The following is an 18,785-nucleotide window of genomic DNA, read 5'->3' as shown; positions in this document are numbered from 1 at the left end:
TTAGGTACGACGCGGTTGGACCAACATGCGTCCCTTCATCTCCATGTGCATCGCATGGCAGAACCACTGGCAGTAGTACCAGAAGACGCCCGCCCGATCGGCCTTGAAGGTGACGGACACGGTGGCCTGCGGCGGCACCTCCATCGCAATGCCGTAGTTGACGATAGTGAAGCCGTGCGTGAGGTCCTCCACCATGTCTCGGTTGGTCACGTAGATTGTGACCTCATCGCCTTGCTTCACGGTGAAGTCGGTCATGCTGTAGGTTGGCGCCACCGAGAACATGTAGACCCGCACCTTATTGCCCTGGCGTATGATTTGCGAAGCGGTCTCCAACTCGACGTTGTCTGCTTTAGCTTGCTGTCGCGCGTCCTCCCACATGGGGTCGTCGCGCTTCCACAAGCTGATCGGGTTCACCTTGGAACGATGGATGATCGTGGCATCGTGCGGCTCGGCAAAACTGGGCGAATCGTGTACCAAGACCATCTTGTCGCCCGAGATGTCGACGAGCTGGTCGCACTCGGGCTTGAGCGGACCGACGTTGAGGAAGCGGTCCTTCGAGAACTTGTTGAGCGAAATCAGCCACTTGCCGTCGGCCTCCTTGGTCTGCCCCATGGAGGTGTGGTTGTGCCCCGGTTGGTAGTGCACGTCGAGTTTCTGGACGATGGGGTCCACCTTGTCGCCCTTGTACTTGGCGATCGCCTTCTCGATCGACCACTTGCAGATCTGGCTGTCGATGAACAGCGTCGTGTAGGCATTGCCCCGCCCGTCGAACGCGGTATGCAGCGGTCCGAGCCCGAGTTCCGGTTCGGCGACCACCGTGTCGCGCGGCTGGATCTTGTCGTCGAACAGGTCGTCGAACTTGCGTACGTCGAAGACCGTGACGGTGGGCGAGAGCTTGCCGTTGGCCACGACATGGATACCGTCGGGCGCGGTGTTGATGCCGTGCGGGCTCTTGGGCACGGGAATGTAGCGCGTGAAGCGCGAGCCCTTGCGGCCGTCGAGCACCGGCACGCCCCCGATCTTCTTGAAGTCGCCCTTGGCTACCGCCTCCTCGATGCGCTTGAGGTTGAACACCACCACCCAGTCCTGCTCGGCGGCCGTGCTCTCGGCCAGCGTCACCCCTTCCTCGGAGTTGTAGCAGGTGGAGAAGCAGTACTTGCCCTGGTAGTCGCCATCAACGTTATCCAGGTTGCCGCTGACCAGCACCTGCCAGGCGACCTTCATAGTTTCACCGTCAACGGCAGTGAACACGCACTGGTACTTCTTTGGCTCGTCCAGAACGCTACCGTCGTTGGGAATCGGCGTGCGGTCCTCGCCGTTGCAGAAAACATAACCGGTCTTGGGAAACTTTTGCACCCGCAAGCCGTGCACCGTGTGCTGGTTGGGCAGCTCAATGATCTTGTCGCACTTCATCACGTCGCAGCGGATACGGGCCACGCGTGTGTTTGCCTTGTCGTTGACGAAGATGTAGCGGCCGTCGTAGGTGCCGTCGGTGAACGACATGTGCGGGTGGTGCAGGTCGCCGTTGGTGTAGGTGCCGCCGCGCGTCTGCAGGAACTTGCGCGTCTCGGGCTGCAGGCCTTCGGTAAGGACCTTGAGGCTTTCATTGGTCTGTCCCCAGCCGGTGGCGCTGCAGCGGTTGAACACCGGCACGCGCATGAGCTCGCGCATCGAGGGCAGCCCCATGATGCGCAGCTCGCCACTCTGGCCGCTGGAGAAGAACACGTAGTACTCGTCGAGCTCGCCGGGGCCGACATGCGTCTTGGCCAGCGCCGCGTTGGTGGTCGCGGCGTTCGGGGAGGCGGCGTGCGAGGCCTGCGAGCCGGGAGCCGAAGGCGCGGACGCGGCACCGGCTACCGCGGGCTCGCCGGCCTTGGGGCCGCAGCCAGCCAGCAGTCCGCTGGAGGCCCCCGCCGCCAGCGCAACAGCCTTTGCACCACCGCCCAGGACGGCGCGACGCCGAGGGTCCACGGGTTTGCCTTGGTGAGAATCGTTGCTCATGACGGGCTCCTTCGATGGTTGGAATGCACGTTCAGGTGCCAGGTTGGCCGGTGCCCGCAGGGGCGATCGGAATGACGCTCGGCGCGGCGCCCGACTCGGCCGCCAGGGGCGGCGCCATTGCAGAGCGCCGCTCGCGCTTGAGGCGGCGCTGGATGAGCACGGGACACTTGTGCTCGTGGTGGTACAGCACCTGGCAATGCAGGCAGGAAATGCACTCATTCGGATTGATGTGCCCTTCCGGATGGATGGCCTCGACCGGGCACTCCTTGAAGCAGCGCATGCACGGATTGCCGCACTCGCGGTAACGCTTGAGCCAGTCGAACATGCGGATACGACCGGGGATTGCGAGCGCCGCACCCAGCGGGCAGAGATAGCGGCAGAAGAATCGCTCGACGAACAGCCCCGCGACCAGCAGCGCGACCGCAAAGGCTACGAACCACCACTCACGCATGAAGCGCAGGATGATCGCCGTCTTGAACGGTTCAACTTCGGCGAACATCTCCGCAACCGCAAGCGAGCCGAGCGATACGCCGAAGAGGCCGAGGAAAATGATGTACTTGAGCGGCCACAGCCGCTCGTGCACGCGCCACGGGATTTTGAGCTGCGGCACCTTCAAAGCCCGGGCCGCGCGGTTGGACAGCTCCTGCAGCGCGCCGAACGGGCAAAGCCAGCCGCAGAACGGCCCGCGGCCCCAGAACAGCAGTGCTGCCGCGACCGAGCACCAAAGGATGAACACCAGCGGATCGATCAGGAACGACGACCACTGGAAACCGGTGCGCAGTGCGGTGGTGAAAGTCAGCACGTTTACCACCGAGAGCTGAGCCTGCACCATCCATCCGAGCCAGACCAGTGTCACGGCCAAATAGATCAGGCGGACGCGGTCGTAGAGCTTCTCGCGCTTCACCAGCGCGTCCTGGAAGAAGAAGATGAGCGTCAGCACGGCCAGCATCACGGCCAGCACGGCCACAGAGGCTGCCTTGCTGGTCCACAGGCGCTTCCACAGCGGCGGACCGTCCTGGCCGGCGGCCGCGCCGTGGACGTCCACATCCGCTGCGGCGGCCGGCGCGGCGGCGCGCGGCTCGCTTGCAGCCACTGCCGAGCCCGCCCCTGCAGTGGCTGCAGCGGCGACCACCTTGGTGTAGCGCCGGGGCAGCTCATAGGGCAGCATGAACGACACGAACGCCTTCTCCAGTGCACCGGTAGAGCGTTGCACGAGCAACTGAAGGCGCCACGGTCCCGCGGGATCGAACTCGGTGCCGGCCGGGATCAGGAAGACGCCGATCTCCTTGAGCTCGGGTGCGCCCGCCGCCCGCAGCGCGCCAACGCGGCGGTGCAGCCGGTCCCGGAAACGGATCGTCTCTGCCCCCTGGATCAGCTCGATGCGGTCGAAGATGCCGCCGCGAACATAACCCGAGCCCTTGAACGAATAGAGGCCGTCACCGGCTACGAGGATTGCCTGCTGCCCCGGCGCCAGCATGCCGGATACGCTCGCGTACTCCTCATCACCGAGCAGGCTGCGGCCGATGGCCGGCTGCGACACAAGCGCGGCGTAGAGATCGATGAAGTCGGCCTGTTCAGGGCCCGGCTCCGGTCGCTCGGCAGCCACCTTGTTACCTGACTCAACGAAAGCCTTGTTGACCTGCCCGACTGTCAGATGCAGATGGCGCACGGCGCCTTCGTTGAGCAGCGTGTTCCAGTCGACCACGGCCCCCGCCTGGCTGTCGACGGTGCGCTGTTGCGGCAGGGCGGCACTCGTGGGGGCGCTCTGCGTGCTCAGTGCCCGGGCCACCCGCACGGCCGATCGCACAACGGTTTCCCCCATCACGAGCACGGTCACCGTGGCTCCGCTAACGATGTCAGGGTGGGGCGGACCTTGATTGGTTGCGGCGGCCTTGAGCGGGTTGTAGCCGACGAATGACTGCAGGTACGTGACGACCTTGCGTTCGGGAATGCCGATCAGCACGATGGGCTCGCTGTGCGCCACCAGCTTGACGCCGACAATCGTGCCTTCGGTATCCAGGCCGACCAGGATGTGGATCGGCTTGCCGGAGTAGCCGTTGGCGTCGACGTACTCCGAGTTCAGGTAGACATAGCCGAGCAGCTGGTTGCCCCGGTACGCGGGGGCCACCCGTGGCGACTCGCGTACTGGCCCGAACCGGTCCGCACCGGGCACGATGTCCGACGCAGCGACCTTGGGCAGGAAGGTGTCCAGCCCGGCCGGCTCGGTCGCAGCGTGTACCGGGCACCACCACACCAGGAGCGTCGCAATGACCAGGGCCAGCAGCGGCAGTCGGATTTGAATGGTCAATACCACCTCGCCAGTTACGGAGGCTCCATCGAGCGTCAAATGGCGGCAATTAGCGTGCCCATGACAGCGGATACCGTCTGCACGTAACACGGGAACCGTTGTGCAATCATCCCTTGCGCTGTGCCTGCTGCAGCGGCCGGATGCTTCAAAGGAAAGGGCCCCCATGCGCAAGCCCCTGCTCGACCACCAGCCCCACATTGGCGAGGTGAGCCTGTCGGTGCTCATCGGCGTAGCCAACGCCATCGAACGCGAGTCCGTGCAGCGCTATGACGCGCTCGCAGAGCTCATGCAGCGCCGTGGCGACGCTGCGACAGCCGAAGCATTTCGCGCCATGCGCGACGAGGAGCGGGCCCACGTCGACGCCGTCGAGCACTGGGCTGGCGCGCTGGGCCAGCCGGTGCCGGACACCGCGGATTTCAGCTGGTGGTTGCCACCGGAGATGGCCAGCGCCTGGGGCGACGTTGCCGGCAGCGCACTGCTTTCACCGTATCGCGCGTATGCCATCGCCGCGGACAACGAACAACGGGCCTTCGCGCTGTACAGCTACCTCGCCGCCCAGGCGTCCGATCCCGCCGTTGCAGCTCAGGCCGAGCGCCTGGCGCTCGAGGAGTTACGCCATGCATCGCTGATGCGACGCTGGCGGCGAAAGGCCTGGCATCGCGAGCGGCGCCAGCTGCTGCCTCCCCCGCCGACCGTCACGACGCAGGAAGCTCTGGAATCACTGCTGGCGCAGCAAGAGTCTGGGATCGCCAGGCGCCATCGTGCCGTGGCGGCGGCGTTACGAACCCAGGGCGACGAGGAAAGCGCCCGGCTGCTAGAAGATGAACTCTCCACGACACCGCTGCGCCCCTATGTCGAGGAGGCTGCGCTCCTTGAGAACGCGATGCATGGGGCGTCGGTTGTCTCGCTGCTGGTCTGGGCACAGGAACCCCTGGAAACGCTGAGTGAGACGCTGGAGGCGATCATGCGAAGCAGCGAAGGCCATTTGTTCACCGCGGCCGAAACAGCGCTCGGCCGAGTCGTGCGGCGACTGGGCCGGCTGGCGTTGCAGATTGAGCGCCGGATGCGGACTTGAGCCGGCCACGGGCTGCCACCGTGGCAGTGGCGGCCATCCAGGCAGCGTGGCCTCACGAGCCGCACGGCGGCTGTCAAGATTGCCAGGCGGGGGCAGGAACGCATGGCCGGGCATGTCCTTCGCCCCGCTGTGCGGCGCCCGCTTGGCGCCTACACGATAGGACGAGACGATGAGCATACGGACAATTTTCGCGGCGGCACTGTTGGTCACGGCTGGCAGCGTACTGGCACAAGCCGACGACCCGGGCGCCAAGCTTGCCCAGCAGAAGAACTGCTTGGCGTGCCACTCGGTCGACAAGAAGGTCGTCGGGCCGGCGTACAAGGAGGTGGCCAAGAAATACGCTGGGCAGAAGGACGCGCCCGATACGCTGGTCACCAAGATCATGAAGGGTGGTTCTGGCGTCTGGGGCCCAGTGCCCATGCCACCACAAGCTGTCAGCGATGCCGAGGCCCGTCAACTCGTGGCTTGGATCTTGAAGCAGAAGTAGCGATGTGAGCACGGCGGTGAGATCGAACTGCGGCAGTGCCCGTTAGGCCAGCTCTGGACCGCTGTGTCCGCCGCTGACGCGCGGCGGGAGTGGTTGGCGGCGGAAGGAGTTCAGGAGGTAATTGACCTGGCGCAGGCGCACGGCGAGTGGGTCATCGTCTGTGGTTCTCTACTCAACGGTTTGAAAAGCAACCCTGTTACACACCACCGGTCAACGATAGCCACCAAACGGTCAAGCCGTGCAACACACGCCACCGTGTGGAGTCTGCACGGAACTCAAATGACCCGGGAAAACCGGCCACGCTCCTTGGCTGCTTGTAAATGCCGGTCGAACACCATGGCAATGGCCCTAACAAGGAACCAGCCCGAAGGCGTGACCTGGATATCGCCTTCGCCAATCTTGACCAAACCAGACTGAGAAAGCGCTTGCATCGATGCCAGTTCAGCTGCGAAGTAGTCGCGCACGTGGATGCCGTGGGCGCGCTCGATGGCGTCGAACTCCAGACGTCCCTGGCACATCAGGGACATGATCACATCGCGCCGCAGCAGGTCGTCACTGTCAAGGGCGTAGCCGCGCACCACCGGCAACTCGTTGCGCGCCAAGCTTTCGTAGTACTGCGGCAGCGTCTTCGCATTCTGGTAGTACGTCGCTCCGATCCGCCCGATGGCCGAGACGCCGAGCGCGACAAGGTCGCAGTCGGGCTGCGTGCTGTAGCCCTGGAAGTTGCGGTGCAGCCGGCCCTCGCGCTTGGCCACAGCCAGCGCATCATCAGGCAATGCGAAGTGGTCCATGCCGATGTAGTCGTAGCCACGTGCCAGGAAGCCGCTGATCGCCTCGCCCAGCATGACCACGCGCTGCGACGGGCTGGGAAGGTCTGCGCCGTCAATGCGTCGCTGGGGCTTGAAGCGCTCGGGCAGGTGAGCATAGGCATACAGCGCAATGCGGTCGGGCCGCAGTTCACCGATCTGCTCCAGCGTGCGAGCAAAGCTCTGTGGCGTTTGTCTGGGGAGCCCGTAGATGAGGTCCGCGTTGATCGAGACAAAGCCCAGCGCCCGCGCGCTGTGCATCAGCTCACGGACGCTCTCGAACGACTGCACGCGGTGCACGGCCTGCTGGACGTCGGGGTCGAAGTCCTGCACGCCGAAGCTGAGCCGGTTGAAGCCTAGGGCGCGCAGGTGCTCCAGCCGCTCTGGCGACACCGTGCGCGGGTCGACCTCGATGGAAACTTCCGAATCCGCAGTGAACACGAAGCGCTCGCCCAGCGCCTTCATCAATCTGCCAAGCTCGGCGTCCGACAGGAACGTTGGCGATCCGCCCCCGAAGTGAAGCTGCGACACCGGGCGTCCCGGGCCCAGTGAGTGCACGACCAGGGCGAGTTCCTTTTCCAGGGCGTCGAGGTACTCGGTGGCACGCTCATGGTGCTTGGTGATGATCTTGTTGCACGCGCAGTAGTAGCACAGCGACTCGCAAAAGGGGATGTGCACGTACAGCGACAGCGGCGCCGTGGCGCTGCTCGCGCCAAGGCTCAGGATTGATTGCACCGCTTCAAAAGGACCGAAGTCTGCTGAGAAGCGGTCGGCCGTCGGATAGGAGGTGTACCGGGGGCCCGGCGTATCGAACTGGCGCAGCAGGTCTTCGGTAAGCACGGATCGTGGGTCCATCGGTTGAACGGCAACGGTAGACATGGCCACATGTTCGTGCCCACGCCGATACGGCGCCTTGATATTGGTCAATTCGCGCGTTGCCCGGTCAGGCTCACGAGCTACGGCGGCCCCGCGCTCGTGCGCGTGGGTCCCGCGAGCGACCAGGTGGTGCAGACCATCCTGTTCCCGCAGAACGTAGCGCTGCCCACCAAGTACCTCAACAGCGTGCGCTTCAACCGGCGCCGTGGCGACGTGGGTTTTGCCTTCATCATCGACTCCAGCGACCAGGGCCCCAACTGCCCCACCATCGTGGATTTGCTCAGGGGCGAAAGCTGGCGCCGGCTGCATGACCTTTTTCACCAAGGCAAGGCCGGTGCACGACTTCATCCCCGCCGTGTAAGGAAGGCCGCCCGCTCCTACAGCGGCAGCGCGGCCAGATCAAGCTTGCTGTGGCTCAGGGCTCGGCATGGTAGACGGTGGCCGCGACGTCACCGGCCAGGAGACTGGGCGCTGTTGTGGAGAGCATTGCCGAGCGAGTGCGGGGCAGCAGCAGTTCGGCCTTCAGCCCGCCGAGCCGTCCGCTGCCCAGCATCACGTTGCCGCCGTAGAGCTCGGCGAGCTCGTGCACGATGGCCAGCCCCAGGCCACTGCCAGGTGCGGCCTCGTCCAGGCGCACGCCGCGCGACAGGGCGTGCTTGCGTTCCTCGGCCGCGATGCCCGGCCCGTCGTCCTCGACGACCAGGCGAAGCTGGGGTGTCCCTGCCTCGGGTACCCGGGACGCCGCGATATGCACCGAGCTGCGCGCCCACTTGCAGGCGTTGTCGATCAGGTTGCCCAGCATCTCCTGCAGGTCCTGCTCCTCCCCGGCGAAGGCCAGTCCGGGCTCCACGACGGCGATGTCGAATTGCAGCCCGCGCTCGGCATGCACGCGCGACATCACCCGCACGAGCGCTTGCACGACGGGGCCTACCTCGGCGCGTACGCCCGGCATGCCTTGCGCCGCCGCGGCGCGCGAGCGGGCCAGATGCCAGTTGACGTGGCGACGCACCACTTCGACCTGGTCGGTCACGAATGCAGGCAACGCGACCAGCGTTTCGGGATGCTGCTGTGCCGAAATCGCACCCTGCGCCATCACGGCCAACGACGTCTTGATAGCGTGTGCAAGGTTTCCCGCCTGTGTCCGCGCGCGAACCACGATTTCGGTGTTTCGTTGCAGCACGCCGTTGAAGTCATCGACCAGCGGCTGGACTTCTTGGGGAAACTCGCCCTCCAGGAGTTGCCGTCGGCCCTCGCGCACGGCGTTGAGTCCACGCCGCAGCGCGCTGAGCGGCGCCAAACCCACGACCACCTGCGTCACAGCCCCCGCCATCAGCAGCCCCAACAGCACCGCCAGCGAGGCTGCTAGAAGGCGGTTGAAATGGGCAACCGCCGCGGCCGTGTCACGGCGATCGGCTGCCACCAGCAGGCGCCAGACCGTGGTGCGGCCCGCAGCCATGCGCACCGTGCGCTCCACCAGGAGCAGCTCAGCGCCACCAGGTCCGGCGACCTCGTGCACGTGCACCTCGCCATCGGCCAGCGCATCCGCGGGCGCCTGCAGCTCGGCGTCCCACAGCGAGCGTGAGCGCAGCACGCCGCGTCGGGGCACTGTGCCCGCCATCTCGTCGATCTGCCAGTACAGGCCGGAATACGGCCGGGTCCAGCGCGGATCGCTCAGCCGCGCCGGATCGAGCAGGGGCTGTCCGTTGGCGTCCACCTCGAACCGCGCCGTCACTTGGTCGAGCTCGGTGGCCAGCGTCGCCACGAACTGTTGGGTGACGTGTTCGCGGAACAATCCGGACAGCAGCCAGCCCGCAAGCAAAACGGCCACGGCCGTGCCCACGAACGTGGCCGCCAGCAGCCGCCAGCGCAGCGACCGCGGCAACGGCACCGCCATGCGCATTCTCATGCTCCGGGCACGAGCCGGTAACCCAGGCCTCGCACCGTCTCGATGGTGTCGGCAGGCAGCTTGCGGCGCAGCCGGGCGATGAAGACCTCGACCGTGTTGGAGTCCCGCTCGAAGTCCTGGGCGTACAGGTGCTCGGTGAGCTCCGTGCGCGACACGACCTGGCCGGGCCTGTGCATCAGGTAGGACAGCAGCCGGTACTCGTGCGAGGTCAAGCTCACCGGGTGGCCGCTGATGCTCACGCGGCCGCTGCGGGTGTCCAGGCTCAAGACGCCACACTGCAGCAGCGGCGACGCCAGCCCCTGGGCACGCCGAATGAGGGCCCGCACGCGCGCGAGCAACTCCTCCATGTGGAACGGCTTGGCGAGGTAATCGTCCGCACCGGCGTCGATGCCCGCCACTTTCTCGTGCCAGCTGTCCCGCGCGGTGAGGATGAGCACCGGCATGGCTCGCCCAGCGGCGCGCCAGCGCTGCAACACCGTCAACCCATCGACGATCGGCAAACCGAGATCCAGCACAACCGCGTCGAATGGCTCGGTGTGGCCCAGATGCTCGGCGTCGCGGCCGTTGTCGGCCTCATCCACGGCATAGCCGGCTTGCTGCAGGCCGGTGCGCAACTGTGCCCGCAAGGTAGGTTCGTCCTCAACCAGCAGCAGTCTCATCGCGGCTCCTCGGTGTTTGGCAGACCCTCACCGGGCCGGTCCCTGCATCGGCGACGGGCCCTTGGGGCGCTGCTTCAACACCTCGGCCGTTGCGGCATCGACCGCCAGCTTCACCACCTGGCCGCCGGGCTGCAGGAGCTTCACCTCGTAGACCCAACGTCCGTCGTCGCGCTCGAGCTCAAGCTCCAGCACCTGGCCCGGGTGGGTGCGCTGCAGCCGCTCCAGCAGCACCGGCAGCGCCAGCGCTTGACCCGACTGCACGGCGTCCCGGGCACGCTCGTGGTCCCCCTCGCCTGCACGCACCGGCGAGGCCGCCCCCAGCGCGCAAGCCGCGAGCAGCCAGACGGCACGCCGGCTGATACGCGCCGGCCGCACCGTGCCGGGGACGGTGGCCGGGAGCAGACGGAGCGGGTAAGTCATGCGTCCAGTCTTCAGCGTCCTGGCTGAACCACAGATGAACAGCCGGTTCAGAAAACGTTCAGTCCTCGTTGCGAAGAATGCCTCCAACGCCTGCAACGGCACCGTCGCGAGGAGCCCGCAATGAACGCCAAGCTGACCTGGATCAAAGATCGCTGCCCTTACTGGCTGGCGGCGGCCGTGCTGGCAACCGGCCTTGCCGCAGTGGCCGCCCCGGTCCGGGCTGGCGACACCACGGCGGCTCATCAACTCGAACGCTTCAACGCCCAGGCCGGCACTGCGGGCCAGGCCGAGCGCGGCCGCGTCTTCTTCACCAGCCGCCATGGCGGTGAGTGGTCCTGCGCGTCGTGCCATGGCAACCCGCCCACGAGCGCCGGCAAGCATGCCAGCACCGGCAAGTCCATTGAGGCGCTGGCACCCGCCTTCAATCCGCAGGCCTTCACAGACACCGCAAAGGTGGACAAGTGGTTCCGGCGCAACTGCAAGGACGTTGCTCAGCGCGAATGCACGCCCACCGAGAAAGCCGACGTGCTGGCGTACCTGCTCAGCCTCATGCGCTGAAGCTCGCCCCATTACCGAGGAGAACGTCGATGAACGCGCCATTCCGCCCCTTGCCGTCACATGCATCGCTGCCCTGGGCCGCTTCGCTGCTGCTGGCCCTGGCGGCGGCGCTCCCGGCCCAGGCCGACGAGCGCCAGCTGCTGCCAGCAAACACGCCCAAGGCCTACACACAGGAATGCGGCTCCTGCCACACCGCCTACCCGCCCGGCATGCTGCCGGCGCCCTCGTGGAAGCGTCTGATGTCGGGCCTTGACAAGCACTACGGCACGGACGCATCGCCGGACGAGAAGACAGTCCAGCAGCTGGCTGTCTGGCTGGAAACCCACGCTGGCACCTACAAGCGCGTTGCCGAGGAGCCGCTCCAGGACCGCATCACGCAGTCGAACTGGTTCAGGCGTGAGCACCGCGGGATCGACGCCGCGGTATGGAAGCACGCCAGCGTCAAGAGCGCCGCCAACTGTGCGGCCTGCCACAGCGGGGCCGAGCGCGGCAACTTTGACGAGCGCGGTCTGCGCTTTCCCGCTGGGCTGGACGAGCGCCACCGCCGCGCCTGGCAGGACTGAGTTCCCCAAGGAGACACCATGATCCAAGCCGAAACGATGGCCGCCGCTGGCCGTCCCGTACCTGCCCAGGCCGCGCGCGGCCGGCGCGTCACGGATGCACCGACTCGGATGTTCCACTGGCTCTTCGCACTGAGCTTCGCCGGTGGTTGGCTGACGGGAGATTCCGAGCACTGGCGTGCGCTGCACGTGGCCCTGGGCTACACGATGGCCGCCCTGCTGGGCTTTCGCATCGTGTACGGGCTCGTCGGGCCACGCCATGCGCGGCTGTCGCTGCCGTGGCGCAAGCTCGCCGGCGCGCCGGCTTGGCTGCGCTCGCTGAGGAACGACGGTACGGCCACGCGCATCAATTGGCGCCAGGGGCAGAACCTGCTGATGGCCGCTGCCGTGGTCCTGTTGCTGCTCACCGTCGTGCCGCTGACCCTCAGTGGCTATGCCACCTACAGTGACTGGGGCGGCGAGTGGCTGGAGGAAGTGCACGAATTCTTCGCCAACGCTTTCCTGGCCATCGTGACCGTGCACTTGGCGTTGATAGCGCTCTCCAGCCTGCTACGACGCCAGAACCAGGCGCAGCCCATGCTCACCGGTCGAATTCCCGGCATGGGGCCCGACCTGGTAGGCAAAGACCGCCGCTGGCTCGCCGCGCTGCTGTTGCTGGGCGTGCTGGGCTTTGGCGCATGGCAATGGCAGCTCTCGCCCAACGGGCTGCTGCCCGGCTCGACGAGCCATTCCGAGCAGTCGCACGACGGCGGTGACTGACTTCTCCACCCCGGCCGTCATCCAAAGGAGTGACCATGAAGACTTACGTGTGCCCGGCTTGCGGGCTGGTGTATGACGAAGCCGCCGGCTTGCCCGAGCACGGCATCCCCGCCGGCACGCCCTGGGCCGATGTGCCCGAGAGCTGGCGCTGCCCGGAGTGCAACATCGGCAAGACCGACTTCGTGCCGATGGAACTGTGAGCGCATGCGCCTGGGCCGCGTGGACCGAGCCGGAGGCTGCGGTTGGTCGCCCCGGCTTGGTACGGATCACGGCATGCAGCCTCTGGAGTCCTGGACGCCGGTCGGCGCGCCGCCCCTGCCCTGTTCTTGATATTTCCCAAGGAATCGAAACATCAGCCGAACGCCTGGCCTTTCGTCCTCATCTGAACCAGCAGGAAGGCGATGGACGCCAACCGCAGACCAGAAGGAGATGCACGTGAAGACCCCGAACTGGACCGTGTTGGTCACCGCCGTTGCGACCGCCGCGATGGCCGCAGCCCTCAGCGCCCCGGCGCTGGCACAGACCGCCACGCACGACCACAGTGCTGCCACACCGCACAAGCTCACGCTGAACCAGGGCCGCAAGTGGGCTACCGACGAGCCTTTGCGTGCCGGCATGGAGCGCATCCGCGGCCTCGTCGAACCGCAACTCCGCGCCGCTCACGCTGGCAAGCTCACGCCGGCGCAATACCGCGAGCTGGCAACGCAGGTGCAGACCGAGGTCGGCGGCATCGTCGCCAACTGCAAGCTCGAACCAAACGCCGACGCGATGCTGCACCTGGTGATTGCCGATATCGGCGCAGGCACCGACGCGATGGCCGGCAAGGACGCCAAGACCCGGCCGGCGCTGGGCTTGGTCAAGGTGGCGGAAAGCCTTAATCAGTACGGCAGCCATTTCGACCACCCCGGCTTCGAGCCCATCCGCAACGCTTACTGAAATCCCGAGGAGACGGTCATGAAGTTCACCACTCCCCAGCCCCTGCAACACGAACATGAAGCCCTGCATGAGCGGCTGCGCCAGGCCACGCAGGCCGGTGGCGAGATCGGCGAAGCGGCCAAGACGCTGGCGCGCCTGACGCACCCGCACTTCGTCAAGGAAGACCAGATCGCGCTGCCGCCGCTGGGCCTGCTCGCAGCGCTGGCGCGCGGCGAATGGAACGCCGAGATGGCCGAGGTGCTGCCGCTCACCGAGCAGCTCGAGGCGGAGCTGCCGCAGATGCTGGCCGAACACCAGAGCATCGTCGCAGCGTTGAACAGGCTGCGTGACGTCGCCGCGCGCGCCGGCCGCAGCGAGATCGTCGCGTTTGCCGAAGCCCTGGTCGAACATGCACGCACCGAAGAAGAGGTGATGTACCCGGCCGCGGTGCTGGTGGTGTGAACGGAGGTTAGGAAGCGCGCAATTCCGGTGGTGAGGTCGCGCTTTTTGAGCAGCAAGGCTCCTGCAGCGGTTGCATGAGGGAGCCCGCCCGGCAGGCCGCCCTGCAGGGCGGCCTGCCGGGCGAAGTCGCGTCGTTCAGGCAGGGGGTGACGGCGCCGAGAACGCTGTAGGCAGCGCGGCGAGCAGCATGCGAGGGAGCTACAACGGCAATTCCCGCCGAAGGCATCAGGCGGACACGGCAGCGGCCAACTTCGTGGCAGAGGCATGCCGCGCCGTGTCCCACACCACGGTCGTCACGACGGTGAGTGCAGCACCAGTGTTGCACCGAGCACGTCAGGGCGTCCAGCACTTCGGCTGCGAATGCCGAGGTGCCGTGCCGCAGTGGAGCGATCTCCCCGCTTGTTCCTGTGCAGCCGCTGCCGCGCGCAGGTGCTGCTGTGCAGCCACTGCGATCGCGGCCAGCACTATTGCGGGCGCGAATGCTCCAGCGCAGCACGGCGTGAGCGCCGCCGTGAGGCTGCCCAGCGCTACCAGCAAAGCCGCCGTGGCCGCCTGGCGCACGCCGCGCGCTCGCGGCGTTGGCGTGCGCGCCAGGCCGCACGTGCCGACACCGCGGCCGAGGGTGTCGGCGCCAACATCGTGACGCACCAGGGTTGCCCCACACCGGCAGCGGCGGCTCCACTGGCCGCATGTGCCCGCACCACCGTCATCCCAGCCCCCAAGGCATTGACGCCTGCGCCCGGCATACCGCTGCCGTGGCAGTGCCAGCAATGCCGGCGACCGCTGTTACCCCATGTGCGCCAGGACTTCCTGCGCAGGAGGCACGGTCGTGACCATCTCCCCTGACCTGGGCGCCGAGATCCTGCGGCTGCACCACGCCGAGCTCTGGCCGGTGGGCACTATCGCGTACCAACTGGGCGTGCACCACAGCACCGTGCGGCGAGTGCTCGCCGCCGAAGGCCTCACGCCACACGCGTACACGCCGGTGCCGCGCCCAAGCCGCGTCGACCCGTACCGTGCCTTCATCGGCGAGACGCTGGCCAAGTACCCGACGCTCACGGCCAGCCGGCTGTACGTGATGGTGTGCGAGCGCGGCTACGCGGGCTGCCAGCGTCACTTCCGGGAACTGGTGGCCGGGATGCGGCCGCGTCCCGCGGCACAGGCCTACCTGCGGCTTCGCACGCTGCCCGGTGAGCAGGCCCAGGTGGACTGGGCCCACATGGGCCACATCGAGGTCGGCCGGGCGCGGCGCCCGCTCATGGCCTTCGTGATGGTGCTGAGCTACTCGCGCCGTATTTACCTGCGCTTCTTCATGGACGCACGCATGGACAGCTTCCTGCGTGGCCACGTCGAGGCCTTCGCGGCCCATTGTGGTTGTGCACGCATCCTTCTGTACGACAACCTCAAGAGCGCCGTGCTGGAGCGTGTAAGCGATGCCATCCGGTTCAACCCCACGTTGCTGCGCCTGGCATCGCACTACCGCTTCGAGCCCCGGCCCGTGGCCGTGGCGCGGGGCAACGAGAAGGGCCGCGTGGAGAGAGCCATCAACTACATCCGCACGAACTTCTTCGCCGCCCGCAGCTTCACCGATCTGGCCGACCTCAACGACCAGGCCCGGCGCTGGTGCGATGGCGCCGCGTGCGAGCGGCCCTGGCCCGAGGATCAGCGCATGACGGTTGGCGCCGCGTTCGAGGCCGAGCGATCCCATCTGCTGCCGCTGCCATCGTACGACTGGGTGTTGGGCGAGCGGGTGGCCGTCGCAGTCGGCAAGACGCCCTACGTGCGCTTCGACCTCAACGACTACTCGGTGCCCCACACCCACGTGCAGCGCACCCTGGCGGTACTGGCTGACGAGCAGCGCGTACGCATCTTCGACGGCCCTGCCGAGCTGGCCTGCCACGCGCGTTGCTGGGACCGCGGCCAGCAGATCGAGGACCCGGCGCATGTGCAGGATCTGGTCGCGCACAAGCGTCAGGCTCGGCAGAACCGCGGTTACGACCAGCTGGCCCAGGCCGCGCCGGCCAGCGCCCAGCTGCTGCAGATGGCCGCCGCGCGCGGCCACAACCTCGGCGCCATCACCGCCGCCTTGCTGCGGCTGCTGCAGCGCTACGGCGCGCAGCCGCTGCAGGACGCCATCCTCGACGCCATCGGCCGCGGCGTGCCGCATCACAACGCCGTGAGCCTGGCCCTGGAGCGCGCCCGCGAGGCCGCCGGGCTGCCGCCACCCATCCCGCTGATCCTGCCCGAGCACGTCGCGCGCCGCGATGCGCCGGTGCGTCCTCACTCGCTGGAGATCTATGACCGCCATGGCCGCCGTCCCGAACACCCTGCCCAAGACGAAGCTGAGGACTGACGCCACCTTCACGCTGGCGGAGCTGCGCGAGCAAGCCAAGGCGCTGCGCCTGCATGGGCTACTTGCTCACTGGGGCGAGATCACGACAGACCCCGACTCGCAGCGCCGCGTGCACCAGTGGCTGCAGTGGGAACTTGCCGAGCGGGCTGACCGCAGCCTGGAGCGGCGACTGCGCGACGCGCATCTGGGGCAGTTCAAGCCGCTGGCCGACTTCGACTGGAGCTGGCCCAAGGAGATCGACCGCGCTGCCATCGAGGAGCTCATGGGGCTGCAGTTCCTGGAGGACGCCACCAACGTCGTGCTGGTCGGCCCCAACGGGGTGGGCAAGTCCATGTGCGCAGCCAACCTCGGCTACCAGGCCGTGCTGGCCGGCCACACGGTGCTCTTCACCACCGCCGGCCAGATGCTCAGCGAACTCGCCGCCCTGGACAGCGACTCGGCGCTGCGCCGGCGGCTACAACGCTACGCCGTGCCTGACGTCCTATTGATCGATGAGGTCGGCTACCTGTCCTACTCCGACCGCCACGCCGACCTGCTGTTCGAGCTCGTGAGCCGGCGCTACCTGAACAAGAGCACGGTGGTGACGACGAACAAACAGTTCGCAGACTGGGGGCAGGTCTTCCCGAGCGCCGCCTGCGTGGTCTCGTTGGTGGACCGCCTGATGCACCGGGTAGAGGTGGTGCGCATCAAGGGTGAGTCCTACCGCCAGAAGGAAGCCGAGGAGCGGGCTGCGCAACGTGCGGCTGCTCGCACCTCCGCCACGCGCGCACGCTCAACCGCGAAGGCCCGTGCATGAACTCCACTCCCAGACCCGAGACGGCAAACGGCATCGAGCTGCCCACGCACTGGACGCCCGAGCAGGCGTTGGCGGTCTTCGAGGCCGTGGACTTGCTGCGCGACTACCTCTGGGCCGCGTACGGGCCCGAGATCCAGCGCGCGCTGCGCGACGACCGTGTGACGCAGCAGCGCTCGCTGCCCTTGGACTCGGACGAGCCGTTCTGACAACGGCTGTGCAGCTCCTGCTCATGGCCTGAAGCCCTGGTACCTCTCCCGGGGTCCCTGGGAAGCGAACTGGACTTCGCCGGGGAAGGCCCGGTCTGTTCAGCTTTACACCAGCTGCAAGACTACCGTGCATGGACTCGGCCGATCACGCGCACCTGTACGCTTACCGCACTCAGCTGGAGCACGAGTTGCTGGCCATCGAGCAGGCGCTTGAGGGCCACATGCTCACCGCTGGCGACGTTGAGCGGCTGCAGCTAACCGCCCGGCAAGAGAGCCACCTCGCTGAACTCAGCGCGGTCAATGCCCGGCTCAGCGCGCTGCGCGACTCCGTGGCTCCGACATAGCCCCCGCCTTCACCAGCACGCCCGCCTCAGCCGCACGCCGTCCAAGGCCGCGGCAGCCCCTTGCCGCCACCCCTGCGCCGCGTGTAGCTAATGCCCGGCCGGCGCGCAGCTCGCCGCCGAAAAGCGCGTCGACACCGCCGAAAAGCGCGACCTCACCACCGAATACACGCGCTTCCTGACCGCCGCCAACAGGTGGGCCAGGTGGTGCGGCAACGGCTGGGCCAGCGATCACCTGCTCCGGCGCGAGAAGGGCGAGCATGAAGACGCCCGCCTTCTTTGATGCGGTGCCGGCGACCGTGGTCGCCGATCCGTTGGCCGAGACGCTCGGCGTAGCCTAGGGCGGGCTGATCGAGTACCGGTAAGTCGATGCGGTCAAGCTCGCCGACCACTGGTGCCCGACGGTGGCCGGTGCCTGGCTGATGACGCGTGCGGCGCTGGCGTGGCTGTATGCGGGCGAAACGCCGCGGCGTGGCGAGATCCGCGTCGAATTGGGCCAGGGTGTCGGCGTGGCGGGCTTGGTGACCGGCGCGGCCAACGAGGGCGGCTTCAAGGACCTGGCCGGCCGCTTCGCGCGCCAGGGCCTGCTGCGCTTCGGTGTGGCGATGAGCGGCGAGATCCGCTTCACGCGGCTGGACACCGGACGACGCGTCGAGCTGTCGCACCGGCCCAGGCGGTACCGCGGCCCGCCGGGTTGAGCGAGCGGCTGTGCGACACCCTTGCGGCGCAGGCGCCGGGCGCGACACGGCGTTGATCGAGATGGTGGCCTGAACAACATGGCGCGCCGAGAGATCGCGCCCGACGCGTTCCTCGCCGGCGTGCCGCTGTTCAAGACTCCAGACGCCGCCACGCTGGCACGATTGGCGGCGGCCACCACGCGGCGTGCGCTCAAGCGCGGCGAGACGCTTGTCCGCAAGGTCGATCCGGCCACCGGCATGTACGTCGTCTACGGCGAGATCAAGCTGAACGCCACCACGCCGGCTCGCGGGCATCGTTGGGTCGAGGCGGAGTTTTAGCGAGCCGGTGATGTTTCTTGAGCGCCCGCCCATCGTCGACGCTCAGACGGCCAGCGATGCGCTGCTGTTGCACCTGCCCAAGGAGGCGCGATGTTCGAGGAGATTGAGCGCAATCCGAACTTCGCGCTTCGCATGATCTCCGGCGCTGAGTCAGCGCATCGAGCGCCTGGTACGTGAACTCGATCGCCAGGCGCTGGGCAGTGGCAGCGAGCGCTTCATCGATTACCTGCTACGCCACGGCCAGGGCAAGGCGGGCACGTTGAAGCACGGCGGTCCTACCT

Annotated in this window: 20 protein-coding genes; 14 read left to right on the top strand and 6 right to left on the bottom strand. The window is 67.1% G+C overall.

Going from position 1 to position 18,785, the window contains the following annotated elements:
• Together nosZ and SM757_RS01475 are read right to left on the bottom strand one after the other, a co-directional pair.
• Complete coding sequence (nosZ, locus tag SM757_RS01480; RefSeq protein ID WP_322463930.1) at positions 1–2,001, bottom strand: TAT-dependent nitrous-oxide reductase; 2,001 nt, start codon at positions 1,999–2,001, stop codon at positions 1–3.
• 31 nt (positions 2,002–2,032) lie between these two features.
• Entirely contained in the window at positions 2,033–4,309 is a 2,277-nt protein-coding gene (locus tag SM757_RS01475) for a 4Fe-4S binding protein (RefSeq protein WP_322463929.1), read from the bottom strand.
• A gap of 163 nt (positions 4,310–4,472) precedes the next feature.
• Here SM757_RS01475 and SM757_RS01470 point away from each other — a divergent pair, with 163 nt between their 5' ends.
• Positions 4,473–5,384, top strand: coding sequence for a ferritin-like domain-containing protein (locus tag SM757_RS01470; RefSeq protein WP_322463928.1), 912 nt, complete (start codon positions 4,473–4,475; stop codon positions 5,382–5,384).
• 169 nt (positions 5,385–5,553) lie between these two features.
• Entirely contained in the window at positions 5,554–5,871 is a 318-nt protein-coding gene (locus SM757_RS01465) for a c-type cytochrome (protein WP_322463927.1), read from the top strand.
• 275 nt (positions 5,872–6,146) lie between these two features.
• Here SM757_RS01465 and hemN read toward each other — a convergent pair whose 3' ends face one another.
• From hemN to SM757_RS01445, 4 genes are all read right to left on the bottom strand, one after another.
• The gene (hemN, locus tag SM757_RS01460) at positions 6,147–7,532 is read right to left on the bottom strand and encodes an oxygen-independent coproporphyrinogen III oxidase (RefSeq protein ID WP_322464207.1); all 1,386 of its coding nucleotides are present in this window, start codon (positions 7,530–7,532) and stop codon (positions 6,147–6,149) included.
• Positions 7,533–7,968: 436 nt separating this feature from the next.
• Positions 7,969–9,447 carry a sensor histidine kinase gene (locus tag SM757_RS01455; RefSeq protein WP_322463926.1) on the bottom strand — a complete coding sequence of 493 codons (1,479 nt, stop codon included), beginning with the start codon at positions 9,445–9,447 and terminating at the stop codon, positions 7,969–7,971.
• 8 nt (positions 9,448–9,455) lie between these two features.
• On the bottom strand, positions 9,456–10,118 hold the full coding sequence (locus SM757_RS01450) for a response regulator transcription factor (protein WP_322463925.1): 663 nt from the start codon (positions 10,116–10,118) through the stop codon (positions 9,456–9,458).
• Between the two features lie 27 nt (positions 10,119–10,145).
• Positions 10,146–10,538, bottom strand: a complete 393-nt coding sequence (locus SM757_RS01445) for a PepSY domain-containing protein (RefSeq protein WP_322463924.1) — start codon at positions 10,536–10,538, stop codon at positions 10,146–10,148.
• Between the two features lie 120 nt (positions 10,539–10,658).
• On the opposite strand from SM757_RS01445, the gene SM757_RS01440 reads away from it, so the two are divergent.
• The 12 genes from SM757_RS01440 (at position 10,659) to SM757_RS01385 (ending at position 18,504) form a co-directional block, all read left to right on the top strand.
• On the top strand, positions 10,659–11,096 hold the full coding sequence (locus SM757_RS01440) for a DUF1924 domain-containing protein (protein WP_322463923.1): 438 nt from the start codon (positions 10,659–10,661) through the stop codon (positions 11,094–11,096).
• Positions 11,097–11,125: 29 nt separating this feature from the next.
• The gene (locus tag SM757_RS01435; RefSeq protein WP_322463922.1) at positions 11,126–11,659 is read left to right on the top strand and encodes a diheme cytochrome c; all 534 of its coding nucleotides are present in this window, start codon (positions 11,126–11,128) and stop codon (positions 11,657–11,659) included.
• 18 nt (positions 11,660–11,677) lie between these two features.
• Positions 11,678–12,415 (top strand): cytochrome b/b6 domain-containing protein, encoded by a 738-nt coding sequence (locus SM757_RS01430; protein WP_322463921.1) that lies wholly within the window; start codon positions 11,678–11,680, stop codon positions 12,413–12,415.
• Positions 12,416–12,450: 35 nt separating this feature from the next.
• Positions 12,451–12,615, top strand: coding sequence for a rubredoxin (locus SM757_RS01425; RefSeq protein WP_322463920.1), 165 nt, complete (start codon positions 12,451–12,453; stop codon positions 12,613–12,615).
• A gap of 235 nt (positions 12,616–12,850) precedes the next feature.
• A complete protein-coding gene (locus SM757_RS01420) occupies positions 12,851–13,351 on the top strand; it encodes a hypothetical protein (protein ID WP_322463919.1) in 501 nt (166 codons plus the stop codon).
• A gap of 18 nt (positions 13,352–13,369) precedes the next feature.
• Positions 13,370–13,792, top strand: a complete 423-nt coding sequence (locus SM757_RS01415; RefSeq protein WP_322463918.1) for a hemerythrin domain-containing protein — start codon at positions 13,370–13,372, stop codon at positions 13,790–13,792.
• Between the two features lie 829 nt (positions 13,793–14,621).
• Positions 14,622–16,145, top strand: coding sequence for an IS21 family transposase (istA, locus tag SM757_RS01410; protein ID WP_322463917.1), 1,524 nt, complete (start codon positions 14,622–14,624; stop codon positions 16,143–16,145).
• A complete protein-coding gene (gene istB, locus SM757_RS01405) occupies positions 16,099–16,941 on the top strand; it encodes an IS21-like element helper ATPase IstB (RefSeq protein ID WP_322463916.1) in 843 nt (280 codons plus the stop codon). The genes istA and istB overlap by 47 nt, the downstream gene beginning before the upstream one ends.
• Entirely contained in the window at positions 16,938–17,147 is a 210-nt protein-coding gene (locus tag SM757_RS01400; protein WP_322463915.1) for a hypothetical protein, read from the top strand. The genes istB and SM757_RS01400 overlap by 4 nt, the downstream gene beginning before the upstream one ends.
• Before the next feature lie 131 nt (positions 17,148–17,278).
• The gene (locus SM757_RS01395; protein ID WP_322463914.1) at positions 17,279–17,491 is read left to right on the top strand and encodes a hypothetical protein; all 213 of its coding nucleotides are present in this window, start codon (positions 17,279–17,281) and stop codon (positions 17,489–17,491) included.
• A gap of 419 nt (positions 17,492–17,910) precedes the next feature.
• A complete protein-coding gene (locus tag SM757_RS01390) occupies positions 17,911–18,186 on the top strand; it encodes a hypothetical protein (RefSeq protein WP_322463913.1) in 276 nt (91 codons plus the stop codon).
• A 78-nt stretch (positions 18,187–18,264) separates the two neighbouring features.
• Positions 18,265–18,504: a hypothetical protein gene (locus SM757_RS01385; RefSeq protein WP_322463912.1), complete on the top strand. Its 240-nt coding sequence runs from the start codon at positions 18,265–18,267 to the stop codon at positions 18,502–18,504.
• Positions 18,505–18,785 lie beyond the last annotated feature (281 nt).

The sequence above is a fragment of the Azohydromonas lata genome (assembly GCF_034427735.1).
In the GTDB taxonomy this organism is placed as follows: Bacteria; Pseudomonadota; Gammaproteobacteria; order Burkholderiales; family Burkholderiaceae_C; genus Azohydromonas; species Azohydromonas lata.
The sequence above is the reverse complement of the archived record's forward strand: the minus strand, read 5'-3'. Positions and strand labels throughout refer to the sequence as shown.